A 24,577-nucleotide genomic window follows, 5' to 3' on the forward strand; every position below is an offset into this window, starting at 1 on the left:
TCTGTAAAGTCGGCCGCAAACCCGGCTCAGATCAAAAGCGCCCGATAACTTGCTGCTATGCTAGAACCAGTCGAATTATTGCAGGATACCGCTATGGAAATGACACATGCACAACGTCTCATTCTGTCGAATCAATATCGCCTGATGGCACAGCTCGATCCCGAGCATGCCGGCAAGTTTCAGCGTCTGCAAACCATAGTGGAGCGTGGCTACGGGCTGCAATTACGAGAGCTGGATAAGGACTTTGGGGCGATTTCAGAAGAAGAATGTAAAGAAATCATCCAAGTGATGGAAATGCACCATGCCATGCAAGAATCCTGCAATCAGTTAAACCAAGCCGAGCAAAGCCGGATTGATACGCGCCGCCTGACTTTTCTGGGCTTTGATGCCGCGAGTGAATCTCAGCAAATGCATTATGTTCGCTTCCTGACTGAAGTAGAAAATCTTTATCCGCATTTCCTGCCATCAGAGCACAGTTTTAACAGTCATGTGCCCATGCAGAGTAAATATCGCCGTATGCTGAGCGTCTGGCAACGGTGCCCTCGCCAGTATCATCTCTCTGCTAGTGAGCTGCAGCAAATCCTCAGTGCCTGATGGCGCCATGAATCAGGATGACGAAACAGGTCTCCCACACAACGGTCCGGCATAACCCGGGCCGCCCTGTGCACGTCATTCCCCCCATTCCTCAAACACCAGAGTCAGCGGTCCGATTGCTGGCATACCTTTTTACAATTTCCCCGTTGGCGAAAACGGGTGATCTGATAGATTTGCGCGGGTGAGCGTAAAGTGGCTGACGATTGGGTCACACGTGGCACATTTTATGGCATGGCAAAGACGAAAGCGCTAGCCGACTATAACTTCAGCCATGATCCTCAACTTTTTGCTGTTCCCCGCAGCCCCTTGCTTGTATATAAGCGCGTAACGCGCTATCTCTGCTGTCTGCCCCCGAAAACAGCGAGTCTAGGTGGGGAACCAAGGAATAAATCAGGCGACGTAAGAAAGGATTGTTTGTCATGTTATACCGGCTTTGGATCATCCTATTACTGGCAGCTTCCCCCCTGCACGCCAGTGAGAAAAAGCAGCTGGTGATTCTGACCACGTTCAATCCTGCCCTGCTGAGCAGCAGTATCAAGATTTTTGAACAGCAATATTCGGATCTGGACGTTCTGATCCTGCAACGCCGGGAAAGTGAAGGTCTGGCGCTGCTGGCAAGACCCGATCACGGCGTCAATGTGGTGCTGTCCTCTTCCCGGCGCCTGTTTCAGCCACTGGCCGACAGCCATGACCTGGTGCCGGTTTCCGAACTGACCCATGCGCGCAGCCCGCTCGATTCAGACCACGTTGCCGTTCTGGGATTTTCCGGCTGCGGGATCATCTGGAACCAGCGCTATACCGACAGACATGCGCTCCCTGTTCCGTCGCGCTGGGAGTCACTGATTGCTCCCGTCTACCATAACCATCTGGTCATGAGCAGCCCTTCCCGCTCTGCGACAACGCACCTGATGGTGGAAAGCCTGCTGCAACGTTATGACTGGGATCAGGGGTGGCAGTTACTGCTGCAGCTGGGGGGGAATCTGAATGCCATCTCGGCCAGCAACCAGCGTGCCACCGATCTCGTCGCCAGCGGACAATCCGGCATCGGTTTGGTGATCGACAGTTATGCCAAAGCACAGCAGGATCATTTTCCGTTTATTCATTTTCAGTATCAGCCCGACAGCATGATTCTGCCGAGCTATATCGCAGCACTGGACAGAAGACAGGCCGATCAGGCGGGTATTGCGTTCGTCCGTTTTATGCTGTCAGCCGCGTCACAGGCGCGCCTTGCGCAGTCGCCCCTCTATAAAATGGGCCGGACACATCTCCCCGAGATAGACGCTGCAACATTCGTGATGGATACCGGTTTAATGGAAAAACGGGCTGTTGCTGTGCAGCAGCTCTTCGATATCAGTATCAGTCAGCAGCAACCTTTGCTGAATCATGCCTGGCAGCTGATCCACCAAATCCGGCAACTGCCGGCCCTGACAGAGCAACAAGCGGCGCAACTGGCACGTTCCACGATGCTGGCTTCAACCCCAGTGATCAGTGCCAGGCAAGCCGATTCGGAGGATTTTTTGTTGCTGCAGGACCCGGTTCGCCATCCTGCTTCTGCGCTGACAGTCGGTCTGTGGCAAGCGCAAATGAGCCGGCAATTACAGCAATCCATCCGTTTATCTCAGGACATACTCATGTCCTATAAACAGGAGCTGTGATGCTGAAACGCAAAACGATTGGCAATCGCCTGATTAGCGCCATCAGTCTGATGGCATTTCTGAGCATAGGGGTCAGCCTGATTGCACTGATCACCTGGGAAAACCTGGATGATCAGATCGATGCCATTGTCAGCAAAAACCTGCCGACACTCAGGGCCAGCTACCACCTTGAACGCAGCACGGCGGCGCTGAAAGACAGCCTGCACAATATCGGTTTCAATCAGGATCCGACCCGTCACGCTGTGCTGAAACAACAGATTCAGACCGAAGCCGACAAGATCACCCAGTCGATTGCAAACACCGCCAGCCTGTCTTCCTATCCGGCGCTGAAAATTGAGCACGCCAGCTTGCTCAAAGATATCGAGACTTACAGCGAACTGCTGAGCAAGCGCTCATCCCTGCAGCTGGCGTTGGCGCAATCTGAAAGCCGGCTCCGCTGGCTGCACCAAAAAGTGGTGGATGAGCTGGCTCCCATTCGTCAGGAAGTGGAATGGCAGTTAACGCGTACAACCCCCAATCACCTGGACAGTGACACCATCCGGGCAACAGTGAACGAGTTTTCACTCATTCAGTCCATCACAGTCAAAGAAAGTGAGCTGTTCCAGCTGGTACAAGAAATGTTTCATCAGGGGGAGAACCGGGATATCTCCAATGCTTTTCACTATATTGGATTTCAAATCAATCAGTTGAAAATCATCAGTGATTCTCTCAGTCACTATCCTTCCACGCTGGCGTTCCGGCAGCAACTCAACGAGATGGTCAGTCAGGTAGAGCCGGAAGGCCCGGTGGCGATGCAACTGAGCGTGCTGTCCGAGTTGGAGAAAACCATCCGGATCTATGATGAACGCATTAACAATCGCCTGACTTATCAGGAGGATCTGATCCAGACGATGGTCGGTCAGGCAGATGCCTCACTGCTGGCACTCAACGATCACACCCGCCAGTCTGTCATGATCAGCAGTTACATTTTGCTTGGCGTGGTTTTGCTGGCCATTACCCTCTCGGTTTTTCTGTCTGTCTATCTGGTCAGCCGCGGGATTGTCGCACGTTTGAATCAACTCAGCCGGGATCTCTATGCCGTGGCACACGGCAATCTCAACGCCAGAATACAGGTGGATGGTGATGATGAAATTGGCCTGCTGGGTGACAGCCTGCGCCAGTTTCGCCAGCAAATGCTGGAAATGCAGCGCGCCAATGCGCTGAACCTGATCAACAATACCCAGGCCAGTCTCATCACCTGCGATTTATCCGGTATCGTTGAATCGGTTAATCCCAGTGCCTTATCCCTGTTTGATGCCGAAACGATCCCGGACAATCAGACTATCTGGGCGCTGTTTAACCGCGCAATGGAACCCCGTCTCAAGCGCCTGTTCCTGCCCAGCAGCCCTTTGCAAGCCAATGGTGCCTGCAACCTCACCATCAAGCAGGCACACTCAGGGGAACAGCGCTATCTCCGGCTGGATTTCCGCCTGTTCAAGCAGGGCCAGGAGGCCAAAGTCATTATCACTGTGACCGACATCACCGAGCAGGAAAATGCTGCCCGCTGGCTGGAAAATATGGTGCAGGAGAAAACGGAGTCTCTGACCAAACGTAACCGGCAGCTGAAAGCCGAAATTGAAGACAGAAAACGGATTGAGGAAGACTTACGCGCAACCCAGGATGAGCTGATCCAGGCGGCCAAAATGGCCGTGGTGGGACAAACCATGACTTCACTGGCGCACGAGCTGAACCAGCCGCTGTCAGCCATGACCACTCATATCTTTGCCACGCGTATGGCCGTGGATAAGAACAACCTGACTCAACTGACCGCCAGCCTGGATAAAATGGACAGCCTGACCGAGCGCATGGCCCGCATTATTACCAGCCTGCGCAATTTCGCGAAAAAGCAATCAGCCAACCGGATGCTGCAAGCCGTTGATATTCAGGAATCCATTAATCACGCTCAGCAACTGATCGAAAGCCGGCTGAAAGTTCAGCAAACCAGGCTGATCAGCAGCATCAACAGTCCGTTTCAGGTCATTGCCGATCCCGTGCAGCTGGAACAGGTACTGGTCAATCTCTTCGTGAACAGCTGTGATGCGGTAGCGGGTTGTGAGACCAGAGAGATTTACGTCGAACTGCTTCATCACTCGGCGCAACGTCACACGTTCAGTCTGGCGATTTGTGATACGGGGCCGGGTTTTGCAAGAGACATGATTGAAAAACTGTTCACTCCTTTTACCACCACCAAAGATGTAGGGCTGGGTCTGGGGCTGAACATTTGCCGTTCCATCATGAACCGCTTGAACGGTGATATTTACCTTGCTTCCACCTTGCAGGGAGGCGCAATGGTTGTTTTGGAGTTAAAGAAATATGACGATTAGCGATCACATTGAAGTCCTGATCATTGACGACGATCAGGATGTTGCCGATGCTTACCAGCACCTGCTGGAAGTGGCGGGTTATCAGACCCTGACAGCCACCGATCCGCTGCAGGCTCTGACCCTGCTTCACAAAGAGTGGCCGGGCGTGGTGATTACCGATATGTATATGCCCGGTATGAACGGCAAAGAGGTATTGCAACGGATTAAATCCCTCGACAACACCCTGCCTGTCATACTCATCACCGGCCATGGCGACATTCCTATGGCAGTGGATGCCTTACAAAACGGGGCGGCCGATTTCCTGCAAAAGCCATTACAACCCGCAGCGCTGATCACACTGCTGGATAAACATCTGCCCAAACGAAAGCAGCTGATTGAACACCGTAAACGGCTGCGACAAACCGCCAGTGATGTGCTCTTGGGTGACAGCCCGCTGATCGTCAAACTCCGTCACCAGATTGCAGCCGCGGAAAGCCATGACAAAGATGCCCTGATTGAAGGAGAAGCCGGAACAGGGCGTCATACTCTGGCCCGCATGCTGCATTCCCAGACCAATATGGGCAAAGGCCCTTTGATTCAATTGTGCGGCAGCAAGGTGGCGCGTACTTCAGATTTACAACGGGCAATGCTCAATGCCCGTGAAGGCAGTCTCTGCATCAATCACCTGCCGGCGATGCCGACAGAGACACAGCACTGGCTCTGCCGTTTTCTTCTTGAGCAGGAGCGCCTGGCGAAAAGGGAAGTTCGGGTACTGGCCATCATTGAAGGCACAGCTGAACAAGCGGTCGAAAAAGAAACCCTGGTGCCTGAGCTGTTTTACTTTCTCAGTCAGGCGCGATTTGTCATTCCACCATTAAGGCAACGGGCAAGCGATATTACCCTGCTGTTCCGATACTTTCTGGAGGCCAGTTGCCAGAAGCTGAACAAGCCCGTTCCTGTGGTGGATAAAGCCTACCTCAATACCCTCAACCGCCACACCTGGCAAGGTAACGTTCTGGAACTGCGTAATGTCGCAGAGCTCTACGCGATTGGGATCGTCAAGCTCACCGGGCAAGAGCGGACCAAGTCACTGGATCAAATGAGCAGCCCGTTGGATGATCTGATCGATAGCTATGAAAAACAAGTGATTGAAGATGCCCTGTACCTGTTTGGCGGCAGAATTAATGAGGTTTCCACTTACCTGCAGATCCCGCGTAAAAAGCTGTATCTGAGAATGAAAAAACACAATCTGGATAAAGCCGACTATAAAGCCGGATAACCCCTGCGCTGAAACAACAAAGGCTGGAGCATGCTCCAGCCTTTTCAGTCTCGTGGTCACGAAGTGCTTAGAACTCGTAACGAATACCCAGTTGGTAGAAGTCTTCGTCGGCATCACCGCCGAAATTAACAGCTTTACCTGTGCTGAGATTTGTACCATTTTTACCGTCACGGAAGACGTAGCTGGTGAACAAAGAAGAACGGCTAGTCAGATGATACTGAGCTTCCAGCGTCGTGTCTTTCAGCTCTAACTCGTCACCGTCGGTGTTTTCCAGGTTGCGGTAACCTGCACGCAGTGTCCAGTCGGTGTTCAGATCATAGATGGCAACTACTTCCCAGACTTCATCCTTACTCTTGCTTGGACCACCCGCATCCACTTCATCTTCAGAGTACTCAGCACCCAAAGTGAAAGCGTTGATGCTGTAGGTGGCACCAACACCCCAGAAGTTGTACTCATTACCGTCTTTGTCTTCGCTGTACTGATACGCCAGCACAGGCGCCAGACGGCCACCCTGACCCAGATCCAGCGTGTAACGCAGCGCGGCGTTCATCCCGTTATCCAGTGAATTACCGAACGCGTTTTTATCATTGTTACCAAAAATATAGCCAACGGAGAAGTCTAAACCGTTGATGCTGTTCTGGTATTGTAGCGTCGCATCCTGACGGAAAACCTGAACGGCGGTACCATCAACCACCTCTGCCTGACGGGCTGCGGCGATATCAGACAAGGCAAACACATCAACGATATCGGTAAACATGATCAGGCCAGAAGCCACACGGCCACCCGTCACTTTACCCATTTCTTGACCGTCGATACCGGCCCAGACATAACGAGGAGACAAGCTGTCACCGCCGGAGTTTTCAGCTTCTGCTGCATTGACCTGGTACTCGGCCCAGCCAATCACGGAAAACTGATCATTGATTGGCTGAGAGCCACCCAGGCCAAGACGTGCATCAAATTCGCCATTGGTGTCGCCATCATCGGTGGCTTTGTCTGTAATGTTGTAGCCCAGACGGCCGTAAAGATTCACTTCACTACCATCTTCGCCTTGATAAATATTTGCCGCGTAGCTTGCGCCACTGGCAAACACGCTGGAGATAATTGCCGCTGCTAGTGTTTTTTTCATCTTTGTTTTCCTTGAGTGTGTGTTCTGAGTGACCACAACGCTGATGGCACTCATAAGCGCAAAAAGCGGGCTCAGATCGTCCGCCAGCAACAGGAGAAGGCAGTCAAAGCCTGCTGCCAGCGGCATAGAAAGTCCAAAACCCATTCCAAACATAGAGCAAAGATTTTCTTTATGCACACTCAGAGTATCTTTTTTCCCTGAATAACCCCTTAATAAAACTGGGTATATTGCTTATTGATTCATTAGGATATTTTTCTGCGAGAAAGATCACCTTTTGCATTTAACGAATAGGTTTATCACTAAAGTAGCCGGATTATCCCCTGCGCTTCTATGCCTCGGACAAACAGGTTACAATCCGTTGTTTTCAGTGTTGGTGCTTTCCTATGTCTTATCAATGTCCCCTCTGCCATCAGCCGCTGCATCATCAGCAAGATCAATGGCGCTGTGAAAATAACCATCAGTTTGATCAGGCGAAGGAAGGATATGTCAACTTAATGCCTGTTCATCACAAAAGCTCAAAAAACCCTGGTGATAACAAAGAGATGATGCAGGCAAGAAGACAATTTCTTGAAGCCAATCACTACCGCTTGATGAGAGAGAAAGTCAGTCAGCTACTGGCTGAGCATCTGCCGGAGAACAGCGAAAAAATACTGGATATCGGCTGTGGCGAAGGCTATTACACATCCTCCTTCACAGCACTGAGCGCCAGTCACCCTCAGTTGGAAGTGCACGGGCTGGACATCTCCAAAGTGGCCATTCGTTATGCTGCCAAACGCTACCCGGATTGCCATTTCTGTGTTGCCTCCAGCCACAGACTACCATTCGCCGACCACAGCCTGGATGCCATGGTACGCATTTATGCCCCCTGTAAAGCTGAAGAAATTGCCCGTACGCTGAAACCCGGCGCAATTTTAATCACTGTGACTCCGGCGCCACGGCACTTGTACCAGCTCAAAGCACTCATTTATGCCGACGTCAGACTACATGATACACAAGCTGAAACATTGCCGGGGATGACCTTGGTGCAGGAAGAACAGCTGCACTACACCATGAGCCTGAGCGGTGATGAAGCCGTGTCACTGATGCAAATGACGCCGTTTGCGTGGAAAACCAGCGACGCTGTCTGGCAACACCTGGCGCAACAACAGGCGTTCAGCTGCGAAGCAGATTTCACCCTGCGTGTTTACCGAAAAAACACCGCCGGGGATGACGCCGAACAGGATAATTGCAACTAATTCTCATTTCTATTGAGTCTGTCGTCAGTCTTCAATATCATACGGCCCATGACAGAACCCGCTGAAGCTATCATACTGATTCTTAATATAAGCCCGGTATGCATGCTTCAGACAAAGGATGATATACATGAAGACTGGCTACGCAATGCTATTTGCCGCGCTGCTGAGTGGCTGTGCCACACAGCCAAGCTCAAGCACCACAACAGCTGCGATTCCTCCAACCCTGTACGATTACACTATTCGTTCTCCATCCGGAGACGAAATGACAGAACAAGCCCTGGCGAATGCGCTGTCCGATGCAGATATCGTACTGGTAGGCGAGTGGCACAGCCATCCGGGGGCCCATCTGCTGCAAGCCCGGCTGCTGGCGGCCCTGTATGCCAATAACCCCAGACTGGCTTTGTCGATGGAGCAGTTTACGCGCGACAAACAGCCGATCCTCGACCAGTTTCTTCACGGCGAAATCGGTGAGCAGGTCCTGATCAAACAGGGCAATGCCTGGCCGAATTATGAATCCGATTACCGCCCGCTGGTCGATTTTGCACGCCAGCATCAGCTGGATGTCATTGCCGCCAATGCGCCGAAATCCATCGTCCGTTGTGTCGGCCGCTATGGCGCTGATTACCTGAATCGGCTTCCGGCTGCCGAGCGAAAATGGGTCGCGCAGTCACTTACACTGAATAATGACAAATACAAAGAAAAATTCACTGAGTCTATGCATCATGGTAATCCTGCCCAGTCTGAACGGCAATTTGCTGCTCAGACCAGCTGGGACGACACCATGGCCGAAAGCATGGTCAACTACCTGCAAGCTCACCCAGGCCACCAGATCATGCACGTCGCCGGGCGCTTTCACACCGCAGAAGGATTAGGGACAGCTTCCCGTATTTTGTCACGCAATCCGGCACTGAAAGTGGTGATGGTCACCCCGGTCACCGCCCACAACCCTGTCGCCGCCGATGCACCGGACTTTCAGGTTGAGGTCATGCCGCTGCCCCCCCGTTATATTCAGGAAGCCAATATGAAAGCGGCTTTTGCCCATATCGGCAAGCGCAACGATACACTGCAATGTATTGGTGAATAAGAGATTTTGCTGTACAGGCAGTCTGGCTGGCTGCCTCTTTGTTGCTGAGCTTGGGTCTGCCCTGATGAACCTCCCCGTCAGCGCATTGTTCATAATTTATCCAATCACGCAGCCGAATTCGCTCCTGCTGAGTCATAGCTCATCATGCTCACAAAAATACCAATAAAAAACATGACTCTGATTTACACCCCTTCTGTGTAATTTTTAGCCTAATTATCAATAAAAACACAAGACAAAACACCATTCAAATAACATTCAACAGGTGCTTCACTCCACCCAATGTTACATTGTTGTTAATTTTTGGATGTTCTTTCTTTTCTCATTGCGCTAAAACATTATGCCAATGATGGGTGTTACTGATGGCACAGTTTGCCGACCCATCTCTGTCATCACACCAGAACAAGGATTGCATAATATGAAGGGAAACAAATTGCTTTCGGCAGCCTGCATCGCTGCAGCTTTAGCCCTGACGGCGACACCAACCTTAGCCGAAATGGCCAAAGTTGCTGTGTCTCAGATCGTTGAACACCCGGCGCTGGACGCCACTCGCCAGGGCCTGCTGGATGGCCTGAAAGCGAAAGGCTACGAAGAAGGCAAAAATCTGGAGTTCTCCTATCAGACCGCGCAGGGTAACCCTGCAATTGCAGTGCAAATCGCCAAACAGTTTGTCGGTGAACAACCGGATGTCCTGGTCGGTATTGCAACACCAACCGCACAGGCACTGGCTGCAGCCACCCGTTCTATTCCCGTCGTTTTTACTGCAGTCACGGATCCTGTAGGCGCCAAACTTGTACGTAATGTGGATCAGCCCGAGCGCAACGTCACCGGCCTGTCTGATTTATCCCCGGTCGCACAGCACGTCGCACTGGTGAAAGAAATTCTGCCTGATGCCAAACGCATTGGTGTCGTTTACAACCCGGGCGAAGCCAATGCCGTCGCACTGGTGGATTTACTGCGCAAAGCCGCCAAAGAACAAGGCATGGAAGTGGTCGAAGGCACCGCCCTGAAAAGTGCTGATGTTCAGTCCGCAGCGCAAATCGTGGCTTCCAAAGCAGACGCCCTGTACGCGCCTACGGATAACACAGTGGCCAGCGCCGTTGAAGGCTTAGTGAATGCCGGTAATCAGGCAGGCATTCCTGTCATCGGTGCTTCGACAACCTATATTGAAAGCGGCGCACTGGCCGCACTGGGCTTCGACTATTATCAGGTGGGCGTTCAGACCGCTGACTATGTAGATGCATTACTGAAAGGCCAGAAAGTGTCTGAACTGCCTGTCAAAGTTGCGGTGGGTTCCGATCTGGCTCTGAACCAGAAAGCAGCTGAAAAACTGAAGATTACCTTTCCTCAGGCTCTGGTTGACCGCGCGACCTCGATCGCCAAATAACCTGACCTCTCTATCAGGCACCGGCGTTCCAGCCGGTGCCAGCAAGGAATAAGGAGTAGTAGATGTCTTTCTTTGCTTTGATCGGTACCTTAGAAATCGGCCTGGTTTACGGCTTGGTTGCTCTGGGGGTTTACCTGACCTTTCGGGTACTGGACTTTCCTGATCTGTCTGTCGATGGCAGTTTTCCAATGGGCGCCGCCGTTGCAGCAACAGCCATCGTGGCTGGTGTGAATCCGTGGATGGCAACCATGCTGGCCATTCTGGCCGGTGGTATGTGTGGCCTGGTGACAGCCTTTCTGGCCGTCCGTTGCGGTATCTTGCACTTACTGGCCAGTATTCTGACCATGATTGCTGCTTTCTCTATCAATATCCGCATTATGGGCCGGCCCAACCTGGCCTTGCTGGGCGATGATACTATCCTGACCCCATTCGAAAATTTTGCCTTCGAAACCGGCCTGGATGCCGGCCTGGTGCGTCTGGCTGTGATTCTGGCTCTGGTAATTTTCAGCGGCTGGTTCGTGACCCGACTGCTGGCCAGTGACTTCGGCCTCGGCCTGCGCGCAACGGGTGTGAACAGCCGTATGGTGAGCGCTCAAGGGGGTAGCACCGCGCTGTATACCTATTTTGGCCTGGCGCTGTCGAATGCGTTTGTCGGCTTCTCCGGCGCGCTGTTCGCGCAAACCAATAACTTTGCCGATGTTACCTCGGGTGTGGGCACAATCGTCGTGGGTCTGGCCGCGGTGATTCTGGGTCAGACGCTGATCCCGGGCCGCAAAATCTGGGTGGCCGTAGTCGCGGTGATTTTAGGTTCTGTGCTCTATCGTCTCGCGGTTGCGTTTGCCCTGAGCAGCGGCATGTTCGGTCTGCAGGCTTCGGATCTGAACCTGATCACTGCAGTACTGGTCGCCCTTGCGCTGATTGCACCGAAAATGAAACGTAACTTTCAGCGAAAAAAGAAGCAAACCGTCGCCGCAAAGAAGCTCGCGTAAGCCGGAACAGAAGGTAGTAACTCTATGATTGAACTTAATAATATCCGCGTTACCTTCAATGAAGGCACCATTTTGGAAAATCAGGCCCTGCGCGGGGTGAACCTGACCGTGCCGGAGCGCCAGTTTATTACGGTTATCGGCTCAAACGGTGCCGGTAAATCAACCCTGCTCGGTGCCATCAGCGGTGAAACGCCGATGTCAGACGGCCAGGTGGTCATTAATGGTGTCGACGTCACCAGCAAGGCCGTACACGAGCGGGCACAATATGCTGCGCGGGTGTTTCAGGATCCGCTGGCCGGCACCTGCGCGTCGCTGACCATTGAAGAGAACATGGCGCTGGCCGTCCAGCGTGGCAGCCGCCGCACCTGGAAGCTGGCGTTATCTTCCCAGCGACGTAAGTTGTTTCAGGAACGCATCAGCATTCTGGGACTGGGACTGGAAGACCGGCTGAGCGACAGCATTGGTTTGCTGTCCGGCGGCCAGCGTCAGGCCGTCAGTCTGGTCATGGCAACGCTGGCCGACAGCAAACTCTTGCTGCTGGACGAGCATACTGCCGCGCTCGATCCGCGTATGGCTGCTTTCGTGCTGGAGCTGACCAAACGGGTGGTTGAAGAATTCGATCTGACCGTTCTGATGGTGACCCACTCAATGAAAGATGCACTGGCATACGGGGATCGGACCGTCATGCTGCACCAGGGCAATATCGTACTGGATGTGGCTGGACAGGAACGCGCTGATATGGACGTGAAACACCTGCTCGACATGTTCAGTAAAGTACGGGGCGAAGAGCTGGCCGATGACAGCCTGCTGCTGAGCTGATCGCTACAGATTTGCCCTCAAACGTGAAAAGGCGGGATATCCCGCCTTTTTTATTCTTCTGATTCCGCTTTTTGCAAGACTGCCCCTTCATAACCCCCAAGCTCAATGTAATTCATCGGCTCGCTGGTGGTGCCGTCGTAAAAGACCCGGATATAAGTGCCCGGCAAGGAAATGCGCATCGGTTTCGCTTCCAGAAAGCGGCTCTGACCCGCTTGCTGAACGGCCCGGTAAAGGACCAGCCCCTGCGCATAACGGCGGCCAATCACCCCTTCTGAGGGCTGTTTGCCAAACCAGCCCGTGCGGTACAGCCAGAACCAGTGGGCAGGCACGACTTTGTAACTGCCCAGCACAGAACCGCGACTGTCACCACTGAGCGGCTCAGCCTGCCACCAGACAGGCTTATACCCTTTGGGGGCGGAGACCGGCTCGCCTAAATCCACCTTGAGCATAGCTGTTGGCTGATACACCCAGTTTTTAGGCAGGCCCGGCCGGTGCCAGTCGCGCATACTGGTATTGGTGCTGTCGATGCTCAGGCTGTCGCCCCAGTTATGATAGTAAGTCTGCCCCGGCAAATTAAACAGATAATAGAGCGCAAGACCGGTTTCGACATCCTGCTGCCAGGCCCTTTCGTCCCCCGGATGCAGATAGCTGTGGCCATCACGTATCGAGACCATCAGTACACTCCCGGCCCCTTCGGCACTCAGCGCGAAATGTTGCCAGCTCTGCTGAATGCGAGCCAGCCCCATCGCCGGGGTGAGAAAACGAGGACGAACCCAGAGATCAACCTGCGAGCGCAAGGGTGCGGCAACTGTCTCATCAGGCCATAACGCCAGTCCGGAGGTAGAAACGCCCAGCATAGCAGGACTGAGCTGTTGCTTTAACTGACCAAGAAAATCAACCAGTTGCGCCAGGTAGCGCGCTTCGGCTTCCGGTGTTCCGGCCTGTAATGATAATTCCAGGATCTGACCACCACTCACGACCGGCAACACATCAGGTCCAAGCAAAGGTCTCAAACGCGGAGTATAGCCACCTTCGGCTGCCATCTGCTGCCAGTCATCGCGATACCAGTTGATCAACTGTGCGCGAACGTCTGGGTCTGAAAAGTTTGTCCGAAATTCACAACCACCGTATTGCTGTCTGCCCGTCACGAGTACCCTGGCCTGAGAGGGAAACCGGGCGCTGGCCTGGGGATTGCGCCGCTGCTGGTATTCCGCATCGCTGAGCTGGCCGTTGTTGTCCGTGTCGTTCGCCGGATCCCAGCCCGGAATGCTCAGGGTATCCGCTGTCCGGCTCAGCCAGGGCCTGGTCTGCAACAGGCTGTCTAACTGCTGATGTGTGTCCTTCACGGCAAGCCGGGTATCCTGGGCAAAATGCAGAAAGGCACTTTCCGGATCCAGTCCAGTTGCTCTGGCCTGCTGAGCCAGCCAGCGCTGCTGCGCATCAGGTTCACAGGACAAACTCTGAGCGCGGAAGGGTAACAGCACCCTGCTCGCATCATTCAGTGCTGCCGACTGCCAGTCGCCCAGCACCAGATCCGCATGGCGAAGCTCCCAGCGCCGTACCGCTTCCGCTGAATCAAACCGTGAGGTGGACAGCGGCTCTTCCCATCCACCCGGTGTTACCCAGGCACTGCCGGTCGACGGATATACCTGCGCCCGGGCAGCACCGGCCAGCATCAGGATCAAAACAAGGCTCAGATTCACTTTCTGCATCTTATTCTCCCAGGATCCTCTCCCTGGTTCAGCTTAAGGATAGTGTCAATCGCGCAGTGAAGCTGGGTTAAAAATTGGACAAAAAAAACCGTGCAACTTGCACGGCTTGAGGGGTTTACTTGCTGTCGGCCGCGGTTACCAGCCCATCCAGTGGCCCACACCCCACAGGGTGATCATGGCCATAAAGCCAGCCAGGATGTCATCGATCATGATGCCCAGTCCGCCGTGGACGTTCTTATCCAGCCAGCTGATCGGCCAGGGTTTTACCATGTCGAAAAAACGAAACAGTATGAAACCGCTGACCACCCAGGGCAGGCTCATCGGCGGCGCAATGGCCATGGTGATCCAAAAACCGACAAATTCGTCCCAGACGATGCTGCCGTGGTCATGCACTCCCATATCCTGGGCGGTATTGCGGCAAATCAGGACCCCGATGACAGCGGCCGCCAGCGTGATGCCGATATAGGCCGCATAAGGCAGCTGGACCAGCAGGTAATAAAACGGCACCGCAGCCAGCGTACCGATAGTCCCGGGGACAACCGGCGATAAACCGCTGCCAAATCCCGTGGCCAGCAAATGCCAGGGATTGCTTAATTTGATATAAAGTTTGGGATCTCGCACAACTTACCCCGAAAAATGATCGTATCCACGCAACTGCCAGTCCAATTGCTGTCCGTTGCGCTCAAGTACGGCACTGCTGCCCGGCCGGATCTGACCGATACAGCTTGCTTTTACCCCGGTATGAGACAAAGCAACGTCCAACGTCCCGCGATTATGGGCAGGGACAGTAAAGCACAACTCATACTCTTCGCCGCTGGTCAGTGCCATCCGAATGGCTGCTTCCCTGTCGCCGCCACAAAATGCCACCAGCTCAGGTGACAATGGCAGATTGTCGACATCGATCACCGCCCCGACCTGAGAGCGGGTCAGAATATGCCCCAGATCAGCAATCAGACCGTCAGAGATATCCAGCGCTGAAGAGGCTATGCCCCGCAATGCCTGACCGGCCAGCACCCGCGGCTGAGGTTGATAGTGGCGATTCAGCAGATACTCAGCCAAGACCGGATCGCTCTGCTTTGCCTGCTCCAGCAACACCGCCAGCCCTGCCGCACTGTCGCCAAGACAGCCAGTGACATAGATCCAGTCTCCTGAACTGGCCCCGTGTCGGGTTAACGCCTGCCCGTGGGGCACAAACCCCTGTACGGTCAGTGTCAGGCTCAACGGACCTTTGGTGGTATCCCCGCCAATCAGTTGCACCTGATAGTAATCGGCCATTTCAAAAAAGCCTTCACAAAAGCGGGCTAACCAGGCTTCGTCGGCTTCAGGCAAGGTCAGTGCCAGGGAAACCCAGGCTGGTGTGGCCCCCATGGCCGCCAGATCGCTTAAATTCGCCGCCAGGGCTTTCTTAGCCAGCAGCGCTGGGTCCATCTCCGGCAGAAAATGGTTACCACAGACTAGTGAGTCGGTACTGACGGCAAGATGGCTCCCCGCGGGGACCTCAAGCAAGGCGCAATCGTCGCCGATCGCCAGCGTCACATCGCGTCGCTGCACAGGCTGGCGGGCAAAATAACGGGCTATCAAATCAAATTCATTACTAGCCATAAGCGGTTAAGTCGGTGGTTGAAACTCAGAAAAAAGGCCAGCAGAGCTGGCCTCAGTTCGCATCAGAGCGATTATGCTTTTTTACGTAACACCGGGGCCAGTTTATCCAGCACACCGTTGACGAATTTATGGCTGTCTTCAGCGCCGAAGATTTTCGCCAGCTCAATCGCTTCATTAATTACAACTTTGTACGGTACGTCTTCACGTTTCATGATTTCGTACACGGCCAGACGCAGGAGCGCCAATTCCATCTGGTCCAGATCCTGCAGCGGACGTGACAGATAGGGACGCATCTTGCTGTCCAGTTCCTGAGCGTTCAGCACCACGCCAGTGAACAGGTCGCGGAAGTACTCAACGTCAGTGTGCGGTGCTGCCAGTACAGGCGCATCAGCCCGGTGAGCTTCTTCTTCAAACTGTTCGCCCGACAGAAAATGCAGTTCGATATCGGCAGCATTTTCTTTGGTGATTTGCCAGGAATAAATGGCCTGGACGGCAAAGTGTCGTGCGTTACGACGTGCGGCTGGTTTCACTCTAACCCCCATTAGGATTCAATTTGGGACAGGACATTAACCATCTCAAGCGCGCTGAGTGCAGCCTCTGCCCCTTTATTACCAGCCTTGGTACCGGCACGCTCGATGGCTTGTTCAATTGTGTCTACAGTCAGAACACCAAATGAAACCGGAGTGTTATACTCCAGAGCCACCTGAGCCAGACCTTTATTACATTCACCGGCAACATACTCGAAATGCGGAGTACCGCCGCGGATCACAGAACCCAGTGCCACGATAGCGTCATAGCGATCGCTTTTAGCAACTTGCTGGGCGACCAGAGGCAGCTCATAAGCACCAGGACAACGAACAACGGTAATGTTGTCGTCGCTTACCTGTCCCTGACGTTTCAGTGCGTCCAGCGCACCCGCCAGCAGGCTGTCATTGATGAAACTGTTGAAGCGACTGATAACAATAGCAATTTTTGCGTTGGGTGCCGCAATGGCGCCTTCGATTACCTTCATGGGCCTTCCTGTGACTATGTCTTTTCTTTCCGGATTGAGAAACCGCGGGAGTCTATCACAATTTATACCTGATACCAATTGACTTCACTGTCAAGGCACTCCCGGCAGCGTGATGCGATCTCTATTCCGGATTAGGGATTAATAAAAACAGTGCGTTAAGGTCAATAAACCTTAATCGCAAATATATTCCACCACTTCCAGGCCGAAACCGGACAGTGAGTGATAGCGCTGATTACTCGATGACAGCAGACGCATTTTACCCACACCTAAATCTGCCAGGATCTGCGAGCCGACACCCACCTGACGTGACGGGTTCTTCGGATTCAGTTTCACGCCAGGCTGACCATCGGCCTGAGCAGCAAGATTCTTCACTTTGGTAATAATGCCTTCCTGAGTTTCATGGCGATTGAGAATCACCATCACACCACCTTCCTCAGCGATACGCTGCATGGCCATAGGCAAAGTCCATTGCGACGCACCGGAGTGCAGAATATCTTTGAAGGTATCTTGCAGGTGGACCCGGACCAGCGTCGGGTTCGACGGACTCACGTCCCCTTTACGCAGGGCATGGTGAATCTGGTTGTCTATGGTATCGCGATAGGTGATCAGATCAAAATCACCAAATTCCGTCGGCAGGCAGCATTCGGCCACACGCTCAATCGTAGTTTCGTTATTGTTACGGTATTCGATTAAATCAGCGATCGTACCCAGCTTGAGGCCGTGCTCGGCAGCGAACACTTCCAGATCCGGGCGGCGCGCCATGGTGCCATCCGGATTCAGGATCTCAACAATCACACTGGATGGCTCAAGGCCTGCCAGACGGGCAATGTCACACCCCGCTTCAGTGTGGCCAGCGCGGGCAAGCACGCCGCCTTCCTGTGCCATCAGAGGGAAGATATGACCAGGCATAACGATATCGGCAGGAGAAGCATCTTTCGCCACCGCAGCCTGCACCGTACGGGCGCGATCCGCAGCGGAGATCCCTGTAGTCACGCCACTGGAAGCTTCAATTGAAACGGTAAAATTGGTGCTGAACTGTTCCGCATTGTCCTGCACCATCAAGGGCAGTTTCAGTTGCCGACAACGGGCCTGCGTCAGTGTCAGACAGATCAGGCCACGACCGTGAGTGGCCATAAAGTTGATCGCTTCAGGGGTCACTTTCTCCGCGGCAATGATCAGATCGCCTTCATTTTCCCTGTCTTCGTCATCCATCAGGATAACCAGTTTCCCCTGACGTATGTCTTCAATAATGTCCTTCGCGCTACTCAACGCCATGTTCTGTTCCCTCTACCCAAATGATTGTCGTCGTACTTCATTTTACTCAGGCTGCATCATCAGCCCAGAAACCCGCTCCGGGCCAGCAGCGCCATACTGAGTTCGGACGATGGCTCAGACTGTGCCGCTTTGTCCCCCAGCATCAGACGCTCCAGATAGCGGGCAATCACGTCCACTTCGAGATTCACTTTACGGCCAGGCTTAAAGTGTTCCATCGTCGTTTCCGATGCCGTATGAGGCACGATGGTCAGTTTGAATTCCGCACCCCGGACAGCATTCACCGTCAGGCTGATCCCGTCAATCGCCACCGATCCCTTCTCGGCTATATAGCGGGCCAGGGTGTCCGGTGCTTTGACCCAAAACTCAATCGCCCGTCCGGTCTGAGTGCGGGAGATGATCTCGCCGACAGTATCTACGTGGCCGGAAACCATATGACCACCAAAACGTGTGGTCGGCAACATGGCTTTTTCCAGATTCACCCGCTGTCCCGGGCTGTAATCGGTAAATGCCGTGCGGTTCAGGGTTTCCAGCGACAGGTCGGCAACATAGCCTTTGCCGGTCAGTTTCACCACGGTCAGACACACGCCATTGGTCGCGATGCTGTCGCCCAGTTTGACATCCGATAAATCCAGCTTGCCGCTGTCGACCGTCACGGACACATCTTGTCCGGTCGGCGTGATGGCCGTAATCGTACCTACGGCTTCAATAATACCTGTAAACATTCTATTTTTTCCTTACCCGGCATCTGTCGATGCCATCCACAGACGTATTCTGTTACGCAGGGTGATGAATCGTGCCACGGATCCGAATATCGGTACCGACCATACGCACATCGTTCAGCCTCACATCCGGCACTTGGGACATGACTGTAAACTCGGTCAGATCGATCAGGCTGCGGCCATGGCTGCCCATGAGTTTGGGCGCCTGATAAAGAATCAACTCGTCCACCAGCCCCGCGTTGAGTAAAGCGCCGGCCAGACTCGCCCCAGCCTCCACCCAAATGTGATGAATGTCTTCGGCCACCAGGGCTGTCATCAGTGCCTTTAAGTCTAGCTGACCGTCCGGCTGAGCAGGCACCTGTAACTGCCGCACCTGCTCTGGCCACTCCGCCTCATCCGCCTGGGTTCTGGCCAGCAGGACTTTGCCCGGCAGCGAGAATAAACGTTGAGACGGTAACAAGCGGTTCTGGCTGTCAATGATCACCCGGACCGGCTGACGTAACTCAGTTTCCGGATAGTCCGACTGGACAGCTGTCCCCAACTCCTGCCAGCGCACATTCAAGGATGGGTCATCGGCAAGCACCGTGGCGCTGGTTGACAGGATTGCTCCGGCCTGGGCGCGAAAACGCTGCACATCGGCACGGGCCTGAGGGCCGGTTATCCACTGGCTGGCACCGTTTGCCAGCGCGGTTTTCCCATCCAGGCTGGCCGCCAGTTTGAGCTGGACATAAGGCAGACCGGTTTTCATGCGCTTGATAAAACCGGGATTCAATGCCAATGCATCGGCCTCAAGCAGACCCGTTTCAACGGCAATGCCAGCCTGTTTGAGCATCTCGACACCGCGTCCCGCGACCTTCGGATTCGGGTCAACCATGGCGCAGACAACCCGGGAAACCCCCGCGGCAATCAGCGCTTCGGCACAGGGCGGCGTGCGCCCGTAATGGGAGCAAGGCTCGAGTGTGACATAAGCCGTCGCACCTCTGGCGTGTTCTCCGGCGGCGCGCAAGGCAAAGACTTCAGCATGCGGCTGGCCTGCACGGTAATGATAACCTTCACCAATAATGGTGTTCTCTTTGGCAATGACACAGCCCACATTCGGATTCGGGGCTGTCGTGAATCGGCCGCGCCGGGCAAGGCTAACGGCTCGGCGCATCATGGCGTGATCAGTCGGCGTAAACATCTTGGTTTATTTTTCCAGTTTAGCGATGGCTTCGCCAAACTCGCGGAGATCGTCAAATGAACGGTAGACAGAGGCGAACCGGATGTAAGCCACTTTATCGAGCTCAATCAGGGCATCCATGACCAGATTCCCTATCATGTCTGATTTCACCTCCCGTTCACCCGTGGCGCGCAGACGAGATTTGATGGTGTTGATGGCGCGTTCGATATCATCCGCGCTGACTGGTCGCTTTTCCAGCGCACGTTCGATACCGCCACGCAGTTTCTCTTCGTTGAACGGTTCGCGGCTGCCATTGGTTTTGATGACATGCGGCATCACCAACTCAGCGGTTTCGAATGTCGTATAACGTTCACTGCACGCCAGACACTGACGGCGGCGGCGAACCTGATGTCCATCAGCGACCAGACGGGAATCGATTACTTTGGTGTCATTGGCACCACAAAACGGACAATGCATCTTGCCTCCTCAATTTCGTCGCCTCAGTGTACCCCAAATCAACCGCTATGCGAGGACTTAGCCCATTATTTTTATCAACAAAAAACGGCATCCCAGGGATGCCGTTTGACAAGATTGACCCAAAATCAGGTCCGTCTTTCGCTGTGTTTAGTGACGCCTTATGCCTGGTTTACGCGTAAACCGGCAGACGCTGACAGATTTCCAGTACTTTGGCTTTAGTCGCTTCGATAACCGCAGGGTTGTCGATATTGTCCAGTACATCGCAAATCCAGTTCGCCAGAGCTTTGGCATCGTCCGCGCTGAAGCCACGGCGGGTAATCGCTGGGGTACCGATACGGATACCAGAGGTCACAAACGGGCTGCGCGGATCATTCGGCACACTGTTTTTGTTGACCGTAATGTTGGCCGCACCCAGTGCTGCATCGGCGTCTTTACCTGTGATGTTCTTATCAATCAGATCAACCAGGAACAGGTGGTTTTCGGTGCCGCCGGAAACGATTTTGTAACCGCGCTCCAGGAACTGGCTGACCATGGCTTTCGCGTTATCGACCACACGTTGCTGATACGCCTGGAATTCAGGCTCCATGGCTTCTTTGAAAGCGACGGCTTTGGCTGCAATCACGTGCATCAGCGGGCCACCCTGACCACCCGGGAATACCGCAGAGTTCAGTTTCTTGTACAGATCTTCACCCGCATTAGACAGGATCAAACCGCCGCGAGGACCGGCCAGGGTTTTGTGCGTTGTGGTGGTCACCACGTGCGCATGCGGAACAGGGTTCGGGTAAACACCTGCGGCCACCAGACCGGCGACGTGCGCCATATCCACGAAGAAGTAAGCGCCGGCTTTGTCTGCGATTTCACGCATGCGCTTCCAGTCAACAATTTGCGAATAGGCAGAGAAACCGCCGATGATCATTTTCGGCTTGTGTTCCAGTGCCAGTGCTTCGACTTCTGCGTAGTCAATCTGGCCGGCTTCATCAATACCGTAAGGAATAATGTTGTACAGCTTACCGGAAAAGTTCACCGGTGAACCGTGAGTCAGGTGACCGCCGTGCGCCAGGCTCATGCCCAGAACGGTATCGCCGGCATTGAGCAGTGCCATGTATACAGCGCTGTTGGCCTGAGAGCCTGAATGCGGCTGAACGTTGGCATACTCGGCACCGAACAGTTGGCAAGCACGGTCGATTGCCAGTTGCTCGGCTTTATCGACATACTCACAACCGCCGTAATAGCGCTTGCCCGGATAACCTTCTGCATACTTGTTGGTCAGCTGTGAACCCTGTGCTTCCATTACACGCGGGCTGGTGTAGTTTTCAGAAGCAATCAGCTCAATGTGCTCTTCCTGACGGGCAGTCTCTTCCTGGATGGCCGCAAATAGTTCTGCGTCATAATCAGCAATATTCATGTCACGCTTTAGCATCAGTCTCTCCTGACTCAGATAGTTCTCAAATTCGTTGACCTAAGTATCAGACAAGGCCAGACACTTAGGTCAACGCGGGATAATTGGCATTTTTCCTCATTCGGACAAAAAACACAACCCCAGTAACCACGGTAACGCAAACGTTTTCGTTGCACCGAAAGATTAGGCCGCATTTTAGCGAAATTGCTCCCTTACAGGTAGCCCTTTTCAGGTTTTTTTAACCGGTTTTTTTAACCGGTTTTTTTGTTCGTTTTTTTCATTTGGCAGATGAATTTTTTTCACCTTGTAGCTTGTGTCCATTAAAAACCTGACAGAGAAACTGTGAATGCAACCCTGAAACGAAAATAATGATTTACAAGATAGTAAAGAATTTATTACAGGCTGTTTTTCTTTAAGTTAGATCACAGGATTCATTTTTTATTTTCACTCTATATCATATCGCGCGCATGACCTTTCAGCATCAAGGCCACTCTGACCGGCAGGCTGTAAAGGCACCATTTTGGAGGTACAGATTGAAACACCGCGGTCACTCTCGCAAAGAAAACCTAATCGCTATTCTTACGGGTACATTCATCGTCGCGCAAGGCGTTTTTTTCTTACAGCAAGCCCATTTACTGACAGGCGGCACCACGGGCTTAGCCCTTTTGCTGACTCATTTTGTGGATTTCAGTTTTGGCCAGCTGTATTTCGTCATCAACATTCCGTTTTACATCATGGCCTGGTGCCGGATGAACCGCCGTTTTGCAATCTCCAGTATTTGCTGCGGCGCATTAGTGTCTGTGATGACAGATAACCTGCATCACTTTGTCGAGCTCAGTCAGTTTGATCGGGTGTACTGTGCGGTGATGGGCGGGATGCTGATGGGACTGGGGATGCTGATCCTGTTTCGGCATAACACCAGCCTGGGCGGGTTTAACGTACTGGTGCTGTATCTGCAGGAGAAATTCGGGGTGTCAGCCGGGAAGCTTCAGATGGGAATCGATATCGCGATTCTGGTTTGTTCCTATGTTCTGATGACCCCCACCATTTTGATGCTGTCATTACTCGGTGCTGTGATGCTCAACCTGGTACTGGCCATGAACCACAAGCCCGGCCGCTACAATGACGGCAAGGCCGTGGCTCAGGCAACAGACTGATCACACGGCAACTGGCTCATGCAAAAGTCCGGCATGGGCCAGTTTTTCAAGTAATATTCCCCTCGCCTGGCGGCGTAAATCCCGGTCCAGCACGTTGATGTTCACCGGCACAGTGATGGTCTTTCCTGCTTCAGTCTCGATCTGAATTCTCAGTTGGTTTTTCACAACTGCAACAGCTGAGACCTGGGTATAGGGCACTCGATAGCAGCCCAGCCAGGGATTGGGGGTAATAAATAACGCCTGAGGCGTCACCATCAGCGCAGTTTTCTTTTTACCGGCCAGATTGCGGACAAAAATCACCACGCCCGCCACCACAGCCAGTGCCCCGAAGGGAATACCGACGATCATGGTCAGGATACCAACGCCGCACAACCCGAAAGCTAATGGATCTTCATCGCAAAAACCAAACTGCGGGTATTCAGGTTTCAGTTCAGGTTTGACTTCCTGCAACATCCGCAGCTCCCAGCGCTTACAATCAGCCAGGTAACAAATATAGAAGTAAAGACCAAAGGGAAACAGGACGAAAGTTGTCAGCAGACTCAGGCATTTTCCGACGGCAGGACTTCTTGTCAGTAACCAGAGGCTCCCTCCCTGAACCAGTACAGCGGCTGCAGCCATCCAGGGCCAAATTGACAGGATCTCCCGATGATCCTTGATGGCAGTAGCGAGAACCCCAGTGGGAGCAACGCTCAGGATGTTGCTCAGTAATGGCGATGCGACCAGTACCACGACTGCCGTCGTCAGCACTGAGATGGCAAGCCCGCCACAAGTGGACAAAGACACGTGCTTCATGATGACTCTCCTTGAAGACACTGAAACAGAATGAGGACCAGACTGTTATTCAACGTCAGACACGGGCAACGTCAGCAAACAGCAAAGTCAGATTGGCTAAGGCATCAATGCGACAGGGAAAACTGGATATTAAATCATCAGATTGAGAATCAGAGATGGCTCCATAAAGCACAGCCCCGGCACAAGTCCGGGGCTGCAAGGAGTAGCATAATCTTTGTGAAAACAGTTCGTTAGCGAGTCATCAGATCGCGTCTTCGTCTTCTTCACCGGTACGGATACGGACAACACGCTCAATATCAAACATGAAGATTTTACCATCACCGATTTTACCGGTTTGCGCCGTTTCGATAATGGTGTCGACACATTGCTCGGCCACATCATCCGTGACCACAATTTCCAGTTTCACTTTCGGCAGAAAGTCCACCATATATTCCGCACCGCGGTACAGCTCAGTATGGCCTTTCTGACGACCAAAACCTTTCACTTCGGACACTGTCATCCCCGTGATCCCCACCTCTGCCAGGGCCTCACGCACATCATCCAACTTGAATGGCTTTATAATGGCTTCGATTTTTTTCATCTCACAATATCCTTTGCTCTGCGGGGGTCGATAAAACAGGACGGTTTTCGACGCCGGAAAGGCCCCATTATCACCGATTTTTCATAGGAAACTCAACGGCTCCTATAAACTTACACCATTTTCTGATTCGCCGGCGCCTGCTGTCCGCACAGAAAAAAACCGCTGCAACAGCAGCGGTTTCCGATG

At 53.2% G+C, this 24,577-nt stretch carries 23 protein-coding genes; 10 read left to right on the forward strand and 13 right to left on the reverse strand.

The window, feature by feature from the left end:
* Positions 1–93: 93 nt before the first annotated feature.
* The 4 genes from LN341_RS11530 to LN341_RS11545 all read left to right on the forward strand — a co-directional run bounded on the left by LN341_RS11530 (position 94) and on the right by LN341_RS11545 (position 5,870).
* On the forward strand, positions 94–594 hold the full coding sequence (locus tag LN341_RS11530; protein ID WP_234203363.1) for a YfbU family protein: 501 nt from the start codon (positions 94–96) through the stop codon (positions 592–594).
* 419 nt (positions 595–1,013) lie between these two features.
* The gene (locus LN341_RS11535) at positions 1,014–2,249 is read left to right on the forward strand and encodes an ABC transporter substrate-binding protein (RefSeq protein WP_234203364.1); all 1,236 of its coding nucleotides are present in this window, start codon (positions 1,014–1,016) and stop codon (positions 2,247–2,249) included.
* Complete coding sequence (locus LN341_RS11540) at positions 2,249–4,612, forward strand: ATP-binding protein (protein ID WP_234203365.1); 2,364 nt, start codon at positions 2,249–2,251, stop codon at positions 4,610–4,612. The genes LN341_RS11535 and LN341_RS11540 overlap by 1 nt, the downstream gene beginning before the upstream one ends.
* Positions 4,602–5,870, forward strand: a complete 1,269-nt coding sequence (locus LN341_RS11545) for a sigma-54 dependent transcriptional regulator (RefSeq protein ID WP_046218826.1) — start codon at positions 4,602–4,604, stop codon at positions 5,868–5,870. Before LN341_RS11540 ends, LN341_RS11545 begins: the two co-directional genes overlap by 11 nt.
* Positions 5,871–5,937: 67 nt before the next feature.
* Here LN341_RS11545 and LN341_RS11550 read toward each other — a convergent pair whose 3' ends face one another.
* On the reverse strand, positions 5,938–6,996 hold the full coding sequence (locus tag LN341_RS11550) for a porin (protein WP_046219129.1): 1,059 nt from the start codon (positions 6,994–6,996) through the stop codon (positions 5,938–5,940).
* Between the two features lie 383 nt (positions 6,997–7,379).
* Between LN341_RS11550 and rlmA the strand changes: the two genes are divergently transcribed.
* The 5 genes from rlmA to LN341_RS11575 all read left to right on the forward strand — a co-directional run bounded on the left by rlmA (position 7,380) and on the right by LN341_RS11575 (position 12,507).
* Positions 7,380–8,231: a 23S rRNA (guanine(745)-N(1))-methyltransferase gene (gene rlmA, locus LN341_RS11555; protein ID WP_234203366.1), complete on the forward strand. Its 852-nt coding sequence runs from the start codon at positions 7,380–7,382 to the stop codon at positions 8,229–8,231.
* Positions 8,232–8,358: 127 nt separating this feature from the next.
* Positions 8,359–9,315, forward strand: a complete 957-nt coding sequence (locus LN341_RS11560; protein ID WP_234203367.1) for a ChaN family lipoprotein — start codon at positions 8,359–8,361, stop codon at positions 9,313–9,315.
* A gap of 415 nt (positions 9,316–9,730) precedes the next feature.
* A complete protein-coding gene (locus LN341_RS11565) occupies positions 9,731–10,699 on the forward strand; it encodes an ABC transporter substrate-binding protein (RefSeq protein WP_046218829.1) in 969 nt (322 codons plus the stop codon).
* A gap of 62 nt (positions 10,700–10,761) precedes the next feature.
* Positions 10,762–11,688, forward strand: coding sequence for an ABC transporter permease (locus LN341_RS11570; protein ID WP_046218830.1), 927 nt, complete (start codon positions 10,762–10,764; stop codon positions 11,686–11,688).
* A 24-nt stretch (positions 11,689–11,712) separates the two neighbouring features.
* A complete protein-coding gene (locus tag LN341_RS11575; protein ID WP_046218831.1) occupies positions 11,713–12,507 on the forward strand; it encodes an ABC transporter ATP-binding protein in 795 nt (264 codons plus the stop codon).
* A 50-nt stretch (positions 12,508–12,557) separates the two neighbouring features.
* Here the strand turns inward: LN341_RS11575 and LN341_RS11580 are convergent, their stop codons facing one another.
* The 10 genes from LN341_RS11580 to glyA all read right to left on the reverse strand — a co-directional run bounded on the left by LN341_RS11580 (position 12,558) and on the right by glyA (position 21,883).
* Positions 12,558–14,219 (reverse strand): hypothetical protein, encoded by a 1,662-nt coding sequence (locus LN341_RS11580; protein WP_234203368.1) that lies wholly within the window; start codon positions 14,217–14,219, stop codon positions 12,558–12,560.
* A gap of 135 nt (positions 14,220–14,354) precedes the next feature.
* Positions 14,355–14,840, reverse strand: a complete 486-nt coding sequence (pgpA, locus tag LN341_RS11585; protein WP_046218833.1) for a phosphatidylglycerophosphatase A — start codon at positions 14,838–14,840, stop codon at positions 14,355–14,357.
* Between the two features lie 3 nt (positions 14,841–14,843).
* On the reverse strand, positions 14,844–15,821 hold the full coding sequence (gene thiL, locus LN341_RS11590) for a thiamine-phosphate kinase (RefSeq protein WP_234203369.1): 978 nt from the start codon (positions 15,819–15,821) through the stop codon (positions 14,844–14,846).
* 71 nt (positions 15,822–15,892) lie between these two features.
* Positions 15,893–16,363 carry a transcription antitermination factor NusB gene (gene nusB, locus LN341_RS11595; protein ID WP_046218835.1) on the reverse strand — a complete coding sequence of 157 codons (471 nt, stop codon included), beginning with the start codon at positions 16,361–16,363 and terminating at the stop codon, positions 15,893–15,895.
* On the reverse strand, positions 16,363–16,833 hold the full coding sequence (ribE, locus tag LN341_RS11600) for a 6,7-dimethyl-8-ribityllumazine synthase (protein WP_027252929.1): 471 nt from the start codon (positions 16,831–16,833) through the stop codon (positions 16,363–16,365). Before ribE ends, nusB begins: the two co-directional genes overlap by 1 nt.
* Before the next feature lie 171 nt (positions 16,834–17,004).
* Positions 17,005–18,108, reverse strand: coding sequence for a bifunctional 3,4-dihydroxy-2-butanone-4-phosphate synthase/GTP cyclohydrolase II (gene ribBA, locus LN341_RS11605; RefSeq protein ID WP_234203370.1), 1,104 nt, complete (start codon positions 18,106–18,108; stop codon positions 17,005–17,007).
* Between the two features lie 59 nt (positions 18,109–18,167).
* The gene (locus tag LN341_RS11610) at positions 18,168–18,830 is read right to left on the reverse strand and encodes a riboflavin synthase (protein ID WP_046218837.1); all 663 of its coding nucleotides are present in this window, start codon (positions 18,828–18,830) and stop codon (positions 18,168–18,170) included.
* A gap of 52 nt (positions 18,831–18,882) precedes the next feature.
* A complete protein-coding gene (ribD, locus tag LN341_RS11615) occupies positions 18,883–20,007 on the reverse strand; it encodes a bifunctional diaminohydroxyphosphoribosylaminopyrimidine deaminase/5-amino-6-(5-phosphoribosylamino)uracil reductase RibD (protein ID WP_234203371.1) in 1,125 nt (374 codons plus the stop codon).
* Between the two features lie 6 nt (positions 20,008–20,013).
* Positions 20,014–20,463 carry a transcriptional regulator NrdR gene (gene nrdR / locus LN341_RS11620; protein ID WP_027252933.1) on the reverse strand — a complete coding sequence of 150 codons (450 nt, stop codon included), beginning with the start codon at positions 20,461–20,463 and terminating at the stop codon, positions 20,014–20,016.
* Positions 20,464–20,632: 169 nt separating this feature from the next.
* The gene (gene glyA / locus LN341_RS11625; RefSeq protein WP_046218839.1) at positions 20,633–21,883 is read right to left on the reverse strand and encodes a serine hydroxymethyltransferase; all 1,251 of its coding nucleotides are present in this window, start codon (positions 21,881–21,883) and stop codon (positions 20,633–20,635) included.
* 512 nt (positions 21,884–22,395) lie between these two features.
* On the opposite strand from glyA, the gene LN341_RS11630 reads away from it, so the two are divergent.
* Entirely contained in the window at positions 22,396–23,019 is a 624-nt protein-coding gene (locus LN341_RS11630; RefSeq protein ID WP_046218841.1) for a YitT family protein, read from the forward strand.
* Here LN341_RS11630 and LN341_RS11635 read toward each other — a convergent pair whose 3' ends face one another.
* Positions 23,020–23,811, reverse strand: a complete 792-nt coding sequence (locus tag LN341_RS11635; RefSeq protein WP_234203372.1) for a hypothetical protein — start codon at positions 23,809–23,811, stop codon at positions 23,020–23,022.
* 241 nt (positions 23,812–24,052) lie between these two features.
* Positions 24,053–24,391 carry a nitrogen regulatory protein P-II gene (gene glnB / locus LN341_RS11640; protein ID WP_027252937.1) on the reverse strand — a complete coding sequence of 113 codons (339 nt, stop codon included), beginning with the start codon at positions 24,389–24,391 and terminating at the stop codon, positions 24,053–24,055.
* Positions 24,392–24,577 lie beyond the last annotated feature (186 nt).

The organism is Photobacterium sp. TLY01, from assembly GCF_021432065.1.
In the GTDB taxonomy this organism is placed as follows: Bacteria; Pseudomonadota; Gammaproteobacteria; order Enterobacterales; family Vibrionaceae; genus Photobacterium; species Photobacterium halotolerans_A.

Coding starts and splice junctions, on each gene's coding strand:
- LN341_RS11530 (WP_234203363.1), top strand. CDS start 94: ATGGAAATGACACATGCACAACGTCTCATTCTGTCGAATCAATATCGC.
- LN341_RS11535 (WP_234203364.1), top strand. CDS start 1,014: ATGTTATACCGGCTTTGGATCATCCTATTACTGGCAGCTTCCCCCCTG.
- LN341_RS11540 (WP_234203365.1), top strand. CDS start 2,249: ATGCTGAAACGCAAAACGATTGGCAATCGCCTGATTAGCGCCATCAGT.
- LN341_RS11545 (WP_046218826.1), top strand. CDS start 4,602: ATGACGATTAGCGATCACATTGAAGTCCTGATCATTGACGACGATCAG.
- LN341_RS11550 (WP_046219129.1), bottom strand. CDS start 6,996: ATGAAAAAAACACTAGCAGCGGCAATTATCTCCAGCGTGTTTGCCAGT.
- rlmA (WP_234203366.1), top strand. CDS start 7,380: ATGTCTTATCAATGTCCCCTCTGCCATCAGCCGCTGCATCATCAGCAA.
- LN341_RS11560 (WP_234203367.1), top strand. CDS start 8,359: ATGAAGACTGGCTACGCAATGCTATTTGCCGCGCTGCTGAGTGGCTGT.
- LN341_RS11565 (WP_046218829.1), top strand. CDS start 9,731: ATGAAGGGAAACAAATTGCTTTCGGCAGCCTGCATCGCTGCAGCTTTA.
- LN341_RS11570 (WP_046218830.1), top strand. CDS start 10,762: ATGTCTTTCTTTGCTTTGATCGGTACCTTAGAAATCGGCCTGGTTTAC.
- LN341_RS11575 (WP_046218831.1), top strand. CDS start 11,713: ATGATTGAACTTAATAATATCCGCGTTACCTTCAATGAAGGCACCATT.
- LN341_RS11580 (WP_234203368.1), bottom strand. CDS start 14,219: ATGCAGAAAGTGAATCTGAGCCTTGTTTTGATCCTGATGCTGGCCGGT.
- thiL (WP_234203369.1), bottom strand. CDS start 15,821: ATGGCTAGTAATGAATTTGATTTGATAGCCCGTTATTTTGCCCGCCAG.
- nusB (WP_046218835.1), bottom strand. CDS start 16,363: ATGGGGGTTAGAGTGAAACCAGCCGCACGTCGTAACGCACGACACTTT.
- ribE (WP_027252929.1), bottom strand. CDS start 16,833: ATGAAGGTAATCGAAGGCGCCATTGCGGCACCCAACGCAAAAATTGCT.
- ribBA (WP_234203370.1), bottom strand. CDS start 18,108: ATGGCGTTGAGTAGCGCGAAGGACATTATTGAAGACATACGTCAGGGG.
- LN341_RS11610 (WP_046218837.1), bottom strand. CDS start 18,830: ATGTTTACAGGTATTATTGAAGCCGTAGGTACGATTACGGCCATCACG.
- ribD (WP_234203371.1), bottom strand. CDS start 20,007: ATGTTTACGCCGACTGATCACGCCATGATGCGCCGAGCCGTTAGCCTT.
- nrdR (WP_027252933.1), bottom strand. CDS start 20,463: ATGCATTGTCCGTTTTGTGGTGCCAATGACACCAAAGTAATCGATTCC.
- glyA (WP_046218839.1), bottom strand. CDS start 21,883: ATGCTAAAGCGTGACATGAATATTGCTGATTATGACGCAGAACTATTT.
- LN341_RS11635 (WP_234203372.1), bottom strand. CDS start 23,811: ATGAAGCACGTGTCTTTGTCCACTTGTGGCGGGCTTGCCATCTCAGTG.
- glnB (WP_027252937.1), bottom strand. CDS start 24,391: ATGAAAAAAATCGAAGCCATTATAAAGCCATTCAAGTTGGATGATGTG.